The 14,995-nt window shown below is 66.3% G+C and carries 10 protein-coding genes; 9 read left to right on the top strand and 1 reads right to left on the bottom strand.

The window, feature by feature from the left end; all coding sequences use genetic code 11:
- Positions 1-33: 33 nt before the first annotated feature.
- The 5 genes from BM144_RS20045 to BM144_RS22965 all read left to right on the top strand — a co-directional run bounded on the left by BM144_RS20045 (position 34) and on the right by BM144_RS22965 (position 5,218).
- Positions 34-1,137 (top strand): N4-gp56 family major capsid protein, encoded by a 1,104-nt coding sequence (locus BM144_RS20045; protein ID WP_092956648.1) that lies wholly within the window; start codon positions 34-36, stop codon positions 1,135-1,137.
- A gap of 65 nt (positions 1,138-1,202) precedes the next feature.
- Positions 1,203-1,604, top strand: a complete 402-nt coding sequence (locus BM144_RS20040; RefSeq protein WP_092956645.1) for a hypothetical protein — start codon at positions 1,203-1,205, stop codon at positions 1,602-1,604.
- A 74-nt stretch (positions 1,605-1,678) separates the two neighbouring features.
- Positions 1,679-2,029: a hypothetical protein gene (locus tag BM144_RS20035; protein WP_139225789.1), complete on the top strand. Its 351-nt coding sequence runs from the start codon at positions 1,679-1,681 to the stop codon at positions 2,027-2,029.
- Positions 2,030-2,035: 6 nt separating this feature from the next.
- On the top strand, positions 2,036-2,707 hold the full coding sequence (locus tag BM144_RS20030; protein WP_092956638.1) for a phage adaptor protein: 672 nt from the start codon (positions 2,036-2,038) through the stop codon (positions 2,705-2,707).
- A 213-nt stretch (positions 2,708-2,920) separates the two neighbouring features.
- Positions 2,921-5,218 (top strand): hypothetical protein, encoded by a 2,298-nt coding sequence (locus BM144_RS22965; protein WP_139225788.1) that lies wholly within the window; start codon positions 2,921-2,923, stop codon positions 5,216-5,218.
- A 2-nt stretch (positions 5,219-5,220) separates the two neighbouring features.
- Here BM144_RS22965 and BM144_RS20015 read toward each other — a convergent pair whose 3' ends face one another.
- Entirely contained in the window at positions 5,221-5,472 is a 252-nt protein-coding gene (locus BM144_RS20015; protein WP_245783750.1) for a hypothetical protein, read from the bottom strand.
- Between the two features lie 290 nt (positions 5,473-5,762).
- Between BM144_RS20015 and BM144_RS22960 the strand changes: the two genes are divergently transcribed.
- From BM144_RS22960 to BM144_RS22955, 4 genes are all read left to right on the top strand, one after another.
- Positions 5,763-5,960 carry a hypothetical protein gene (locus BM144_RS22960; RefSeq protein ID WP_139225787.1) on the top strand — a complete coding sequence of 66 codons (198 nt, stop codon included), beginning with the start codon at positions 5,763-5,765 and terminating at the stop codon, positions 5,958-5,960.
- Positions 5,957-6,394: a hypothetical protein gene (locus BM144_RS20010; protein ID WP_139225786.1), complete on the top strand. Its 438-nt coding sequence runs from the start codon at positions 5,957-5,959 to the stop codon at positions 6,392-6,394. Before BM144_RS22960 ends, BM144_RS20010 begins: the two co-directional genes overlap by 4 nt.
- A 145-nt stretch (positions 6,395-6,539) precedes the next feature.
- Positions 6,540-14,285: an LPD5 domain-containing protein gene (locus BM144_RS20005; protein WP_139225785.1), complete on the top strand. Its 7,746-nt coding sequence runs from the start codon at positions 6,540-6,542 to the stop codon at positions 14,283-14,285.
- A gap of 160 nt (positions 14,286-14,445) precedes the next feature.
- On the top strand, positions 14,446-14,943 hold the full coding sequence (locus tag BM144_RS22955; RefSeq protein WP_139225784.1) for a hypothetical protein: 498 nt from the start codon (positions 14,446-14,448) through the stop codon (positions 14,941-14,943).
- The last annotated feature ends 52 nt before the right edge of the window (positions 14,944-14,995 follow it).

Here is a 14,995-nt window from a genome sequence, read left to right as displayed (position 1 = left end):
CCCGAAAAGAAATCCACCTTTTTGGAGCCTGACATGGCAGAAACCAACTTCGCGGCACTGACGCCGCAACAGAAACTCAACTGGGCCCGCGAGACCTGGAGCGCCGCGCGCGACCAGATGTTCATCAGCCGGTTCATGGGCAAGGGCTCGAACAACGTGATCCAGCGCATCACCGAGCTGACCAAGACCGAAAAGGGCGAGGCCTGCATCTTCCAACTCGTGGCTGATCTGGTTGGCGACGGCGTGACCGGAGACGATGAGCGCGAAGGCAACGAAGAGGCGATGGACTCGCACAGCCAGATCATCACCATCGACCAACTGAGCCACGGCGTGCGCAGCAAGGGCAAGATGGCCGAGCAGCGCACTGTCATCAACTTTCGCGAGGAAGGCCGCGACAAGCTGTCCTACTGGCTCGCCAACCGGTGCGACCAAGCGGCCTTCCTGACGCTCTCCGGCATCAGCTACACCTTCAACAACGACGGCTCGCCGCGGGTGAACTCGAACCTGCCCAACCTGGAGTTCGCCTCCGATGTGAGCGCACCCACGGGCAAGAGGTCGCTGATGTTCGACGGCACCAGCCTGCAGTTTTCCAACACCGGCAGCATCACGACGGCCTACGTACCGAAGTACACGATGATCGTGGACCTCATCGCCTACGCGAAAGAGCACCGCGTGAAGCCGCTGATGGCCGGCGGCAAGCCCTACTACGTGCTGTTCCTCGCCCCCGGCTCCCTGGCCGCGCTGAAGAAGGACCCCGACTACCAGCGCGCTGTGGTGCAGGTGGCGGCCAAGGCCGGCATGGACTCGCCCTGGTTCACGGGTGCGACCGTGACTGTGGACGGCGCCGTGCTCCACGAGCACAACCTGGTGTACACGACCAAGGGCGCCGCGGCTGGTGCCAAGTGGGGCGCAGGCGGCAACGTCAACGGCACGCGCTCGCTGCTGTGCGGCGCGCAAGCCCTGGCCATGGCCGATCTGGGCCCCGGCAACTGGGTGGAGAAGCTGTTCGACTACGACAACAAGGTCGGTCTGAACATCGACAAGATCCTCGGCATGCTGAAGCCGAAGTTCCCCTCCATCTACGACAAATCCACCGAGGACTTCGGCGTGGTGGCCGTGGACCACTACCTCCAGTGATCCATCAGCCGGCGGCGCGCGGTGTGTCGCCGGCTTTCTCCCCCTGATGTTGAAAGGAGCCTCACATGGCCATCAAACGCATTTCCGGCCGCCAGGAACTCATCGTGGCGCACCTCACCATCGGCTACGCCGACCCCACCACCTACGGCACCGCTGAGGCCGCATTCGATCTGCCCGCGAACGCCATCATCGCGGGCGGCGACGTGTTGGTCGGCACGGCCTGGAACAGCGCCACAACCGCCACGCTGAAGCTGGGCGATGCTGCTGACGACGACCGCTACACCGCCGCTGCCATCGACCTGAAGACGGCGGGCCGCACGGCGCTGACGGTGACCGGCCTCAAGTACCTGACGGCTGGCACCCTGAATGCCCTGATCGCTCAGACCGGCGCTGCAGCCACGGCCGGCTCTGCCCGCATCTGCATCCACTACTACGTTGAAGGCCGCGCGGCCTTCAGCCAGGGCTGATCTGTGGTCCGGCCAGCGATGGCCGTTTCCCCCGGCGGCCCGTGCCGTCGGGGTCTTTCTTGAAGGACACCATCATGAAATTCCGCTCCCCTTCCGACGAACCGATCCACGTGGGCCTGCTGACGGGTCACACGGCTCTCATCACTCCCGAGGGCGTGGAGCTGCCAGCCATCTTCCACAAGGAAGCCAGCGCGCGCGGCGCCATTGCCTTCGATGAAGGTCCGGCCTCCACTGTCGGCGAATCCACTGTGGACCGCCAAGCCGCTATCGCCGCCGTCATCAAGGCCATGCTGGACGGCAGCGATCCTGAAGACTTCACCGCCGACGGCAAGCCGAACCTCACCAAAGTGAAGGCACGGGCCGGTTTTACCGTTACGCGCGAGGAGGCTGATGCGGCTTTCCTGGCCGCGGTGCCGGCGAAGTAATCAGCCATGCAAGTCAGCGACATCATCAGCCAGTTCCGGGACACGGTGGGCGACTGCCACGCGCCGCACTTCTGGTCGGATGACGCTGTCGTCGGCTACCTCAATGAGGCGGTGCAGGAAGCGTGCGAACGTGCAAACTTGATCGAGGATCGGAACACGCCCGCGGTGTGCACCCTGGCAGTGGTCGCCGGCCAAGCGCGCTACGCCCTGCACCCCAGCGTCCTGCTCATCAAGCGAGCTACCCTCAATGGCGCGCTGATCCACGAAACCAGCGTGGAGGATCTGGACGAAGAGTCCTCACGCTGGGAGACCCGCGTGGGCACGCCTCGTCGGTTCCTGTTTGAGCAGGCCATCGGCCGTGCAGCGCCTCATCTGCAACTTGTCTCGATCCCCGCGGCCGTGGGCACTGTGGGCCTGACGGTCTACCGAGACGCGCTCAAGCCGCTCTCCGCCAGCAGGCCCACCGACGTTCCCGAGATCCCAGCCCGCTACCACACGCGGCTGCTGGACTGGATGTACCACCGGGCCTATCTGAAGCAGGACGCCGATTCCTTCGACGCCAGCAAAGCGGCGCAATCGCTGACGCTGTTCGAGCAAGCCTTCGGAGAGCGGCCCGATGCCAACGTGCAGCGCAAGCGGGCCGACCGGCAACCGCCGATCGTCCGCTGCGCGTGGTAGGGCGGGGGATTACTTCTTCGGCGGGTTGTTTCCGCGGCCCCCGCCGGATGGGACGTTGGGCACCTTGCTGGGCCAGTTCGGGTTGGGTGGGTTGCTTGCGTGCATGTCGGCTCCTCCTGTGGTTGGGAGCACCAGTCTATCCACCCCGGCCGGGGTTTCCATTGCGGAAGCTCCCGATGAAAACTCACCCCAGTTGACCTGAAAGGCTCCCCCATGAACACCGGCATGTCCAACGTCCGTCGCCGCCTACTGTCCCTGGCAAACCTTCCCAAGTACCGCGACGGCGGGCCAGTGCGTGGACCTGGCACTGGCACGTCCGATGAAGTCCTGGACGAGGTGCGGCCCGGCAGCTACATCGTGCCTGCGGACACCACCGAGAAGATCGGCCCGCGCACCCTCAAAGACGTGGCCCGGAACCTCATGCCGGAAGACGAGGGCGGGAAGCGCATCCTCGTGCGCCTGAGCAATGGTGAGTACAAGCTGTCGCCTGAGCAGGTGCACGCGATCGGTGTGCGGGCCCTCGACCAGATGAAGGATGCGACCCACAAGCCCGCCGGCCCCGCGCCGCGCATGAGCGCACGGGATCGTCTCCTGCGGCTCGCCGACGGCGGGATGGTCAGCGATGTCACCCGCGAGGGCAATGGCTACAGCGGCGGCAACGTGGGCGGCCATGTTTCGATCAACGGCGCGGCCGCTGGCGGTACGGTGTCCAGTGTCCCTTCGGCAACGCCGACACCGGCAACTCCTGCTGCCCCCGCTCCAGAAGCCGCTACTGCGGTCACCACGGCGGCGCCCGCGGCTCCGCAACCTGGAACTCCTGCTGCAACTGCAGCGACCATGCAGCCTGCCGCGGCGACAACAGCACCGGCCCCAGGCACTCCCGCAGTTGCAGGACAACAGGCCGCGCCGCAGGGCTGGGCCGAGCGCAACGCGCAGCGCAGCCTGGAAGTGACGGCCAGTTCCATAAAGCCCAGCCGCGAACGGGATGCTGCCCAGATGCAATTGAGTTCCATGGCGCCCCCCGGCGGGACACGCATGAACGCCTTCAACGATCCACGGAGCACGACTGTCGGAGCGAATCCTTACGCCGCAAGCAACACTGCCAAGCTATCTGGGCTCGGCGCTTCCATCGGATCCCGCGGGGTGGCAGAGCTTGGGCGTCCATCAGCTCCGCAACCCGCGACCGCACGCAACAGCTTTGGCGATGCGGCTGCGGCCACGACCAATCCAGGTGTGACGCAACTCGGCGTGCGTACTGCTTATGGTCGGCCGGGCTATGCTGATGGAGGCATGGTGCAGGATGACGAACAACGGCAGGCTCTGGTGGCCCAGATCCCCACCGGCGGCATGACTGCGCCTGCTGCCGATGGGTCGCAGGATCGTTGGACGAATACGGACGTGGGGCGCAACGTCGTGAATGCGGCCAGCGCGCTGCCTGGCGTCGCCGGAGCGCTGCCCGCTGTCGTTCGCACGGGCGGTGCAATCAGCGGTGCGGCCGACATCGTCTCCCGACTGGTCCAAGCTGGAACCGCTGCTGTGGGTGGCTCGGCCATTCCCACGCCATCTCAGGCGGCGACGACGCCCGCGACCGCGGCAAGCGCTCCCGACGTGGCGGCGCCGGCACCTCAGCCTGTTACGGCCCTGCCCAGCTCTCCGTCGTACTCCGCACCGCGGCAGGACTCGGGCCTGGCACCCAGCCGGAATGGCGGGCAAATCAGCGCTCAGAACATGGAGGCGGGAAACAACCTTGCCTCCGCATCCATGGATGCCGCCCGCGCTCGCCTGCTGGCGATCGGCAACGACGCACCGGCACAGGAGCAGGCCACCCCTGTGACCCGCCACAGCGGTAATGACTGGGCCGCGAGAAAGGAACTGGAGAACGCACGCACCGCGGCGAGCAGCATCACGAACAACCCACGGTGGGCTGGCAAGAACGCCGACAACAGCGTGGCCATGCAGGACTACCGCGCCATGCTGTCCAACGACATCGCCCAGCGGCAGGCCCAGCCCGGGCTGGAGCAGGAGGGCCAGCGCCAGCGCGGCCTATCGGCGCGGGAACGGCTTCTGCAGATCGGCGAGAACGCCCGCGCCAACCTGTCGGCCCAGCGCGCCGACGACGCCAACCGGATCGCAGCCGGCCGACTCGCCATCGAGCAGAACGCCGCCGGCTTTCAGAATCGGGCGGCCCAGCGCATGGAGAACGCGCAGGTGGCCTACGAGCAGGCCGCCACGCCAGCGCAGCGCGCATCGGCTCGTGATCGCCTCCTGGCCCTGGCCGGCAAGGCGCACGACGATCAGTGGAAGGCCGTTGCGCTGCAGGGAGGCACCGACGCCATGGGCAACAAGACCGAGAGCATCCTGGGAGCGGTCAACGAGCGCACGGGGGAGATGCGCCGGATGCCTACCGGCCAAGCAGGTGCCGATCGCGTCACGACCAAAGCGCAGTTCGATGCTCTGCCGAAGGGCGCTACGTACACCGGAGAAGACGGTCGGACCTATCGCAAGCCGTAGCGCTACTGGGTGGGGTTGACCAAAACGCCGCCGAAGCGATCATTGCTGGAGTCATAGAGGCGCCGGCAGGCCCCACTGATCAGCAAGCCCGCCCGGGCACTCCGGGTGTCGCTAGCCTTCTTCGCGGTGCACTCGGCGCCGGACTTGAAGCCGAAGAACCCGCGGCCGGAACCCTGGGCGACAGCCTGCAGGCCGCCCGGGTTCTCCTCAAGGCACACCTGGTGCACTGCGGCGGCAGCAGCTTCGTTCGCCACGCCCGGCGCCTTGTCCAGGATGCACGTGGCGTAGTCACCGGCCCAGGCAGCAGGCGCGCAGAGTAGGAGCAGGGTTGCTAACGAGCGGCGCATTGTCCGAATGTATCAGGAGAGCAACACCCTCTCACACATGGTCGGGCCCGATGGTCGCCACGAACACATTTGCCGCGTCCCGAAACAAAGGCCTTTTGGGCACCTTCGGTCCCTATGATTCCCCTTAAAGACCCAGTGGGTTCCCCTATAGTCCCCTGGAGTCCCCTGAACTACACCAGAGTGCTATTATTTACAGCATGAAAGCCAACACTTCCCCTACACCAGTTCTCGTGCCGCGGCGAGTAGAACGCATGTCGGCTGAGGAGTTTTTGGTTCTCGTCGATTCCGATCGCTTGAACATTGCCAAGTCACGGTTCGTGCCGCCCAAGCTGGGTAGCAAGGACTTTGGACGCTTCGAGGTTCAGTACAAAGTACCTGTATTGAAGCCTGCATGAGCGATCCGAACTTGTCGGTTCCTACCCCGAAGCCTGGGGATGAGCACACTGCTCAAAACGGCTACCCGCCGATGGCGATCATGAATCGCATGCTCGACATCCAAGAGAAGCGATTGGAGCTGGACAGCCGTCAGCTTGACATCACTGAGAGCGAGACAGCCCAGAACAAGGAGCTCGCTCTGAAATCGATGGAGTACAACTCCAAGGCCAACAGTGAGCACAAAGAGGTGATGCGGCGCGCCATTGCGTGGCGCTACATCTTTTGGGGTTTGATCGCCTTGCTTGCGGCTGTGGCGGTCATGACGGCCTTGCTGCTGGACAAAGAGGCTTTTGTCGTCGAGATAGTGAAATACATAGCGTTCTTCCTGGGTGGTTACGGCACCAAGGCTGTAGTGCAAAGCCGGAAGCGCAACAATCAATCTGAAGACGAGTGAGATCAAAGCGCAACGCCTCTGCCATAGAGCCCGCTTCGGCGGGCTTTGTCGTTTCTGGGCCCCGTGCAAAGCCTCCCAAACTGCTGTCTGCACGCCCCCCCTGCTGGGGTTAGACCTGCCACCGCTATAGGTGGAAAGTTGCCAGATGGCACAAGATCAATTTGGCGGCGACCTCATCCCCAACACCGACGCGTTTGGCGGCACTCTTGTTGAGACCGGCGCCGCGCCAGCGCCTGGGCCCGCCGCTCCCGGCGTCATCTCGACGATCAAGCGCACCGGTGGCCAAATGCTCACCACGGCAGCCACCGCGGCCGAGGACGTGATCGGTTCCAACACGGCGACCCGGGCCGTAAAGGAGACGGGCCAGGGAATCATCGACCGCAACCCGGCCGGTATCCGCAGCCTGCGCGACCTGGTGGACAGCCCGTGGCTTGCGGTGAAGGAATCGGCGGCACAGTTCGCGCCGCAAATCGCAGCATCTGCTGCTGGTGGGGCGGCTGGTGCACGGGCAGGGCGAGTGTTCGGGCCGGCTGGCGCGGCAATCGGCGGCGCCGTGGGCAGCTTGGTGCCCATCTTCACGCAGGAATACGGCGGCATCCGCCAGGAGCAGCAGGCATCCGGGCAGGAGGACAAAGCCCGTGCCCTGGCCGCTGCCATCCCCGCCACAGCGCTCGAGCGCGTGGGCATGGGGAAGATGCTGGATGTGATCAAGGGCATCCCCGGCAAGCCCAGCACCATCCTCAAGGAAATGGGCAAGGGCGCCGTGCGCGAGGGCGCGACCGAAGGCGCCCAGAACATGGTCGAGCAGTGGGGTGCATTCAAGAACCCCACTACCAGCGAAAACCTGGAAGACACGGCCCTGTCCGCGGCAATGGGCGCCATCGGCGGTGGCGTCATGGGGGCAGGTGCTGGTGTGGTGGACGGAGCGCGGGCCCGCGGCCAGCAGAAGGCCGCCGATCAGCAGGCTTCCGTGGATGCGTCGGCGTCCCAGAGCGTCGGGGATGGGGTGCAGGATTTGCACCCCACGTCCAGCACCGGACTGCCCGATGTCGCAGAGTACGGCGGGCTGATCGACCAGATGGTGAAGCCCGAGAACCAGCAGCAGTACCGCGACACTCTGGCCCGCGCCCTGGACGAGCAGCGCCCGGCCGAGGAGCGCAAGGCGGCAGCGGACGCCCTGCACCAGGCATTCAACCCGGAGCAGTTCCAGCGTTCGCAGGCCGCGGCACCGACTGCCGACCCTGCTGGTGCTACAGCACCAGCAGCACCACCCGCCATCAATCCGGCGGACGGCCCGATGTCGAAGGCTGCGGTCATGGCCGGCGACTTGGGGCTCGCCCCCATCACTCCGCCCGCGCCGCCGTCAGCGCCGGATGTGCGGCAGCAACTGGGGGCGGCACTCGATCAGCTGTCGCCCGAACAGCAGCGCGCGGCACGCATGACCCTCGCAGACCTGGAGCGAGCGGACCTTCCCGCAGGTGTCCGGGCCATGCGCGAATCCGAAGCCCGGGCGCTCATTCCCGCGCCTACGCCCTCCGACCAGGAGGTGCTGGCCGGAATGGAGTCGGGCCGCGTAGTGCGCACCTTCGAGCCCCAGCCGGCCGACCTTTCCGACGTGGCGAGCTATGCCGGTCTCATCGACAGCATGGTGCGGCCCGAGGCACAGCCCGCGTTCCGCCAAGCGCTTGCTACCGCCCAGGACCAGACGCTGCCTTTGTCGGTGCGGTCGGAGGCGGAAAACGCACTGCATGCGAACTTCGCCCCGGCTGCGTACCAGCGCGCCCGGCAGGCAAACCCCGATGCCCGCCTGAGCCTGCAGCCCGTCGCGGCTCCCAGCTATGGGAACGGCATCGACTTCACCACCGAAGCGCGCCGGGAAGATCCGGCAGCAGCCCGCATCGCGGCCCTGGCGGTGGCGGATGGCCGCACGCCCGGCGAGCCGATGCGGCTGAACGAAGCCCATGCGCTGCGACAGCGTGCCGCACAGGATGGGATCGCGGTATCGGTGGTGCCTCACCCGAGCGGCCGGGGCTTCGACGTGCAGCCCACGCTGCGCCTGAGCCCGCAAGAGCGCAATCAGGTGCCCGCCACTGCAGAAGCCGGCGCCCTGACGTTCGACCCGGCTCCTACCGGCCGCATGGTGGCCGGGCCTGAAGGCGTCCGCCCCGAAACGCGGGCTGAGGCGGTGGCGCGAATCAACGCCGCCCAGGCAGAGCGCCTGGCGCTGGAGGCCGAGCGCCAGCGCCGTGCCGACCTGGGCATGAGCAACATCACGCCCGTGCGCCCGCTGCCCGCGGAGCCGACCACGCCGGCACTGGCCTATGACAACGCGCCCACGGGCCGTATGTTGGCAGGCGCGGACGGTGTGCGGCAGGAGCGCCGCGCCGAGGTGGTGAACCGGGCCAACGAGCCCACGCCCGTGCCGGATACCGTGACCAGCGCGGGCGGCGCGCCGTTCACCTCGCAGCAGGCCGCACAGCGTGAGCTGCAGCGCCGCGAACTAACGGGCAGCCATGAGGTGGTGCCAGCCAGCGGTGATGCCTCGCTCGGGTACGTGCTGCAGAAGAAAGGCCGTGGTGATCCGGCGCCGCAAATGCGGGGGAATCCCGCATTTGAAGGACAGGCCGAGAGAGCACCGAACTGGCGCACGAATGCGCTGCAGGCGGCGCGCGTGGCCCGCTCCCTGGATCTGGACGTGCGCGGCATGAGTCTGCAGCGGATGGTGGCCGCGGTGGATGCTGCCGATGCTGCCCGGACCCGGCAGGACCAGCCGGACGTAATCCGTACGCTTGGTATCGACCGGCCCCAAGGCGGCACTTCCGAAAAGGTCACTCAAGGCGAAGGAGCAGCAGGGCAGAGCGGAGCGAGCAGCACCAAGGCGCCCATGGCCGCAAATGCTCCCGAAACAGTCATGGCCGGCGCCGATAAGTCCAGCGCGGTGGACCAGCGCAGCGCCCCTCAGCGACGCGAGCAGCAGCAGGATCGCTCAGGCCCAGCGCGTCCGGCGGATGTGTCCACTGGTCAAAACCGACGATCTGTAGGTTTTCCCGAAGCCGCTCCCGCCGCCCAGCAGTCCGGCCGCATCGAGGACTTCGGCGAGACCCTGCCCGGCGCGCGGAAGATGCTTTACGCCGAGGCCTACGCCGACGGCATGGCCAAGGCGAAGGAGCTGGACGTGAAGGCGCACCCGCTCTCCAAGACCTGGCCGGAGCCCGACTACGCCAAGCTGCTGGAAGGCGGCACGGCTCCCGATACCGTGGCGCTCGCCCGGGCGCTGCGCGACGCGGTGCCCACCAAGCCCCAATCCACGTGGAAGCTGCGCGGCTGGTCGGATCGCGTCACCATGCTGCGCGGCTTCGCTGACGATCTGCTCTCCGGCCGGAACGATCCCGCCGCGGTGCGGGCCGAACTCCACCGGGACAGCATCCCCCGGGGCATCGCCAATCAGGCCGCGCTCTATGAGGCCGTGGGCCATGAGCGTTCCCTGAAGGACATCAAGCTGGATGCCGGGCGGTACTCGATGTATGAGGGCGTGGCCTACGACCTGCCGCGCACGATCTGGACGGTTTCGCGTGCGGCCAAGGCTTCGAGCTTCAACAACTGGCCTCGCGAGCTGGCGAAGGGCGACACGCGGGAGACCGCCATCGAGGCGTTCAAGCGCCGATCCGCCGAGTTGCTGGCCGAGCAGGGCGCGCCCGTTCGCGGTGCGTCATTCGAGATCTACTCCAAGCGGGCCGGCGGTGCGCGGGAGTTCTTCGTCGGCAAGAAGATCGGCCGCAACGTGGCAGAGCTGAAGACCGGCTTCCCCGACGTGAAGGCCGCCCGCGCCTACCTGGCCGACAACCAGACGGAGCTGGAGAACCTGCTGCAGCGCTACAAGGATGTGCCGCCCGTGCGCAACAGCCAGAACGCGCCGCGCATCGGCCAGGACTACCGCAAGGGAGGCGATGCCACGCCCGAACAGTTCCAGGAGGCTTTCGGCTTCCGCGGCGTGCAGTTCGGCAACTACGTCGAGAGGCCGCGGCGCCAGCAGGATCTGAACCGCGCCTATGACGCGCTGATGGATCTGGCCGGCGTGCTGAACCTGCCGCCCCGGGCGCTGTCGCTGGGTGGCCGGCTGGGCCTGGCCTTCGGCGCACGTGGCTCCGGCGGGCAGAACGCCGCCGCGGCGCACTACGAGCCGGGCAGCGTGGTGATCAACCTGACCAAGCGTGAGGGCGCCGGCAGCCTTGCTCACGAATGGTGGCACGCGCTGGACAACTATTTCTCCCGGCAGCGCGGCGACGGCGCCGGCTACATGACCGCGGAGGAACGGCAAGGGCAGGGCGTGCGCGAGGAGATGCGGACCGCCTTCCGCGAGGTTCGCTCGGCCATCAACCGCACCGGCATGCTCGAGCGCAGCAAGAAGCTGGACGATCGCCGCACGAAGGAATACTGGACGACGAAGCCCGAAATGTCGGCCCGGGCCTTCGAGAGCTACGTGGTGGCGAAGCTGCAGGACCAGAGCGCGGGGAACGACTACCTGGCGAACATCGTGCCGGCGGGCGTGTTCGCACTGGAGGGTGCCTACCCGTACCCCACGGCGGGCGAGATGCCGCAGATCCGCGGCGCGTTCGATGCGTTCTTCCAGGCGGTGGAGAAGCGGCAGGAGGGCGACGGCAGTGTGTCGCTCTACAGCACGGGCGACACCGGGCCCGGCCGTGGCCTATCGCTTGAAGACGCCCAGCAGGCGGTGAAGCAGGCCCTTGCGGGGCTCCGGAACCCGCCACCAGTTGATGTCGTGCTGAGGGCCGCTGACCTTGGGCAAGGGGAACCGGACTACGTGAAGGGGGTGAGGATGCCTGACGGTCGGCTTGCCGTCGTCGCTTCCGCTCACTCCAGCCCCCTGGATGTCGTCGAGACTGTCTTTCATGAGCTGTTCCATCAAGGTTTGCGCAATATTGTGGCAGACCCCGTTTACGTGCAGACCATGCTGGACTTGGCCAAGCGGGACAGCCGCGTGCAGCAGTACGCCATTCGGTGGAAGCAATTCTCGCCCGATGCGCCCGCGCAGTTGGAGGCGCTGAAGGCCGCCGGCCACAAAGGCAGCACCCTCAATGGCTACTTTGAAGCGTTGTCGATCGAGGAGGGTCTGGCCGTGGTGGCGGAGGAACTGCGCGCCCAGAAGCAGGCCGGCACGCGCATGGGCCTGCGGGTGCGCACTCTGGCCAACTGGCTTGCGAGCGTGGCCGATCGTTTGGGCATGGAGCGCCTGGGTGCGGCCATCCGGAAAATGACCTACAACGAGGCCGAGCGCTTCGTCATGAAGGCCATCGACAACGCCGGCAGCGCGCCGCTGAATGGCGCCGCCACCGTGGGCCCGGACATCTCGCGCTACCGCACCGCGCCCGCCGCTGCAGTGGAGTCGAGCATGGGCGAAATGACCCCGGTGCAGGAGAAAGTGTGGAAGAAGGTGGCCGGCACGGCAACCGTCCCCACGCTCAAGCAGCGGGCCGAAGCCCTGCGCCAGAACTTCGCGGTGCGCGCCAAGCAGGCGCTGGTCGACCAGTTCGCCCCCATCCAGGACGTGAGCCAGGAGGCGTACATGCTCGCGCGCATGTCCAAGGGCGCCGATGGCACCATGGAAGCGGCCATGCTCTACGGCCGGCCGTTCTTGCGCGACGGCGTGCCCGACGTGAACGTGAAAGAGGGCGGCTTCGCCAACGTGCTCGCCAGCCTGAAGGGCGAGCAGGACCGTTTCCTGTGGTGGGTGGCCGCCCAGCGGGCCGGGCGCTTGAAGGCCGAGGGCAAAGAGAATCTGATGAGCGTGGACGACATCGGAGTGCTCAAGACGCTCAACGCCGGCAACATGGCGGATGGCACGAACCGCGCCCCGGTGTACGCCAAGGCCATGGCCGATCTCAACAGCTTCAACGAGGGCGTGCTGAAGATGGCCCTTGACTCGGGCCTGATCGACCAGAGCGCCTATGACCTGTTCCGCGACCAGCCCTACGTCCCGTTCTACCGTCTGATGGCCGACGGCGAGATGCAGGGCCGGCGCTTCAGCTCCGGGCTGGTGAACCAGAAGGCCTGGCAGAAGCTCAAGGGTGGGACCGAGAAGCTGAACGCCGACCTGCTGCAGAACACGCTGCTGAACTGGAGCCACCTCTACGCCGCAGCCGCACGCAACCGCGCCGCGCTCGCCACGATGGACGCAGCGGAAAAGCTGGGCGTGGCCTACCCGGTGCAGGAGGGCACGAAGGGAGCGGTGAAGGTGATGCGCAACGGCGAGGCGCAGCACTGGACCATCGAGGATCCGTACCTGCTGGAGGCTGTGAGCGCGCTCAACTACACCGCGAGCCCGCTCATGAAGCCCCTGGCCAAGATGAAGCAGGTGCTGACCTTCGGCGTGACGGTGAACCCGACGTTCAAGATCCGCAACCTCATCCGGGACAGCCTCTCGGCCATCGCGCAGTCCGAGCTGGGTTACAACCCGGCGGCCAACGTGGCGCGCGGCTGGAAGCTCACGGCGCGCGACAGCCAGACCTACGCCTCGATGCTGGCATCCGGCGGCATCATCAAGTTCGGCACGCAGGAGAACACCGACCGGCTGCGAGACCAGGTGGCCAAGCTGGGCGGCGTGGTGCTGGACCGGCAGGGCTGGAAGAAGCTGACCGGCCAACTGTCCACCGTCTGGAATGCCTACAGCGAACTGGGCGACCGGGCCGAGAACGTCAACCGCGCCGCGCTCTACGATCGCCTGGTGGCGAAGGGACACAGCCATGCCGAAGCCTCCTTCATGGCCCGCGACCTGATGGACTTCAGCATGTCCGGCAACCACGCCGTGGTACGTTTCCTCACCCAGTCCGTACCGTTCCTGAATGCCCGGCTGCAGGGGCTGTACAAGCTCGGCCGCGCTGCCCACGACAACCCGCGCCGCTTCGCCATGGTGGCCGGCGCCGTGTCGCTTGCCAGCCTGGGCCTGATGGCCGCCTACAGCGATGACGACGACTGGAAGAAGCGCGAGGACTGGGACCGGGACAGCTACTGGTGGTTCAAGATCGGCGGCACGGCCTACCGCATCCCCAAGCCCTTCGAGGTGGGGGCCATCGGGACGCTGGCCGAGCGCACCGCGGAGCTGATGATGTCCGACGAGATGACGGGCGAGCGCTTCCGGCAGCGTCTGGCGCACATGGTGTCGCAGACCTTCTCCTTCGACCCGATGCCGCAGGCGTTCAAGCCGCTGATCGACATCTACTCCAACAAGGACAGCTTCACCGGCCGCGCGATCGAAAGTCAGGCGGACCAGCGCCTGCGCTCCCAGGACCGCTACGACGAGCGCACCTCCGAGGTAGCCCGCATGCTGGGCTCCTGGGGGCTGCCCGACCCGGCCCGGCTGCTGAAGGGCGAATGGGCCGACCTGTCGCCGAAGCAGGTGGACTACCTGCTGCGCGGGTACTTTTCCTGGGCCGGCACCACCGCGGTGGCTGCAGCGGATGCGATCGCACGGCCGGCGCTCGACCGCGGCGAGCGGCCGGACATGCGCCTCAAGGACGTGTTCGTAGTGGGCAACTTCGCCGAGAGCCTGCCGTCGGGCAGCAGCCGCTACGTCACGCAGATGTACGAGCAGGCCAAGCAAGTCGAGCAGGCCTACGCCTCCTACCGGGACGCGCTCAAGCGGGGCGACCTGGAGAAAGCCCAGGAGATCATGCGCGACGAGGCGCCGAAGCTCCAGCACCGCGCCGCGTTCAACAACGCCAGCGAGCGGCTGGCGGCGCTCAACCAGCGTTCCAAGGCGATCACGGCCGACCCGAGCATGAGCGGCGAGGAGAAGCGCCAGCGCCTGGACACGATCGAGCGGCTGCGGGCTGAGATCGGGCATCGGATGAGCGCGCTGTCGATCGCTCCATGACGGGCGAAAATCCGGCGAAACGGCACCTCAACAGCAAGCCGACGAAGTATGCTGTCCGGAGGACTGCACTAGTTCGTCGATGGAAGGTGAAGAAATTTCCTGTCCAGTGCGTGATCACCAGAGCAGTTGTGAACCGTGATGCGAATTTGAGGAAGTTTCCATGGAAGAAAGAGCAGCCAAGCGAGTGCTTTTCTCTGGCATCGCCCGGTATCCCGCCGAGCCGGAAGAGAGCATACATATCCACTGCCTTGAGGATGAGTCCGGCGCATATGTCTGGGCGGTTACAACTTGGGGCGCGGATGGGAAGTGGCGTCTTGAGGGCAGGACTAAGAGTGTTGGAAATGGGGTGCAGCAGACTGACGCTGTGACGGCCGTCAGTGAATCATCTCGTCAATGGGTCCGAAAGTCGGCGCTGCAGATCGAGGTGACTGAGCGCACGACTGGCACATTAAGAATTGATGGGGCTTGGCTCGAATCTGCAGAGGGCAGCCCGCCAGATTCGTTTCCGTTCCGTGGCTTGTTGGAACTGGCGACAGTCGACGAGACAGTGAGCTTCCTGGCGCGTGTAACCCGGGACAGTGAAGAGTCCCGGCAAAAAGTGTCAGAGAACTTAGGGATCGATCCAGGTAGACGCAGGAAGCAGTTTCCCGGCCGTTGATCTGCATCACCTGCTTCCGGAAACCCTGTGTTGCGGAACATGCGCGGAACCG

This window comes from Paracidovorax konjaci (assembly GCF_900112675.1).
Lineage (GTDB): Bacteria > Pseudomonadota > Gammaproteobacteria > Burkholderiales > Burkholderiaceae_C > Paracidovorax > Paracidovorax konjaci.
This window is presented reverse-complemented; position numbering and strand designations above follow the sequence as displayed.

Coding starts and splice junctions, on each gene's coding strand:
- BM144_RS20035 (WP_139225789.1), top strand. CDS start 1,679: ATGAAATTCCGCTCCCCTTCCGACGAACCGATCCACGTGGGCCTGCTG.
- BM144_RS20030 (WP_092956638.1), top strand. CDS start 2,036: ATGCAAGTCAGCGACATCATCAGCCAGTTCCGGGACACGGTGGGCGAC.
- BM144_RS22960 (WP_139225787.1), top strand. CDS start 5,763: ATGAAAGCCAACACTTCCCCTACACCAGTTCTCGTGCCGCGGCGAGTA.
- BM144_RS20010 (WP_139225786.1), top strand. CDS start 5,957: ATGAGCGATCCGAACTTGTCGGTTCCTACCCCGAAGCCTGGGGATGAG.
- BM144_RS20040 (WP_092956645.1), top strand. CDS start 1,203: ATGGCCATCAAACGCATTTCCGGCCGCCAGGAACTCATCGTGGCGCAC.
- BM144_RS20005 (WP_139225785.1), top strand. CDS start 6,540: ATGGCACAAGATCAATTTGGCGGCGACCTCATCCCCAACACCGACGCG.
- BM144_RS22965 (WP_139225788.1), top strand. CDS start 2,921: ATGAACACCGGCATGTCCAACGTCCGTCGCCGCCTACTGTCCCTGGCA.
- BM144_RS22955 (WP_139225784.1), top strand. CDS start 14,446: ATGGAAGAAAGAGCAGCCAAGCGAGTGCTTTTCTCTGGCATCGCCCGG.
- BM144_RS20045 (WP_092956648.1), top strand. CDS start 34: ATGGCAGAAACCAACTTCGCGGCACTGACGCCGCAACAGAAACTCAAC.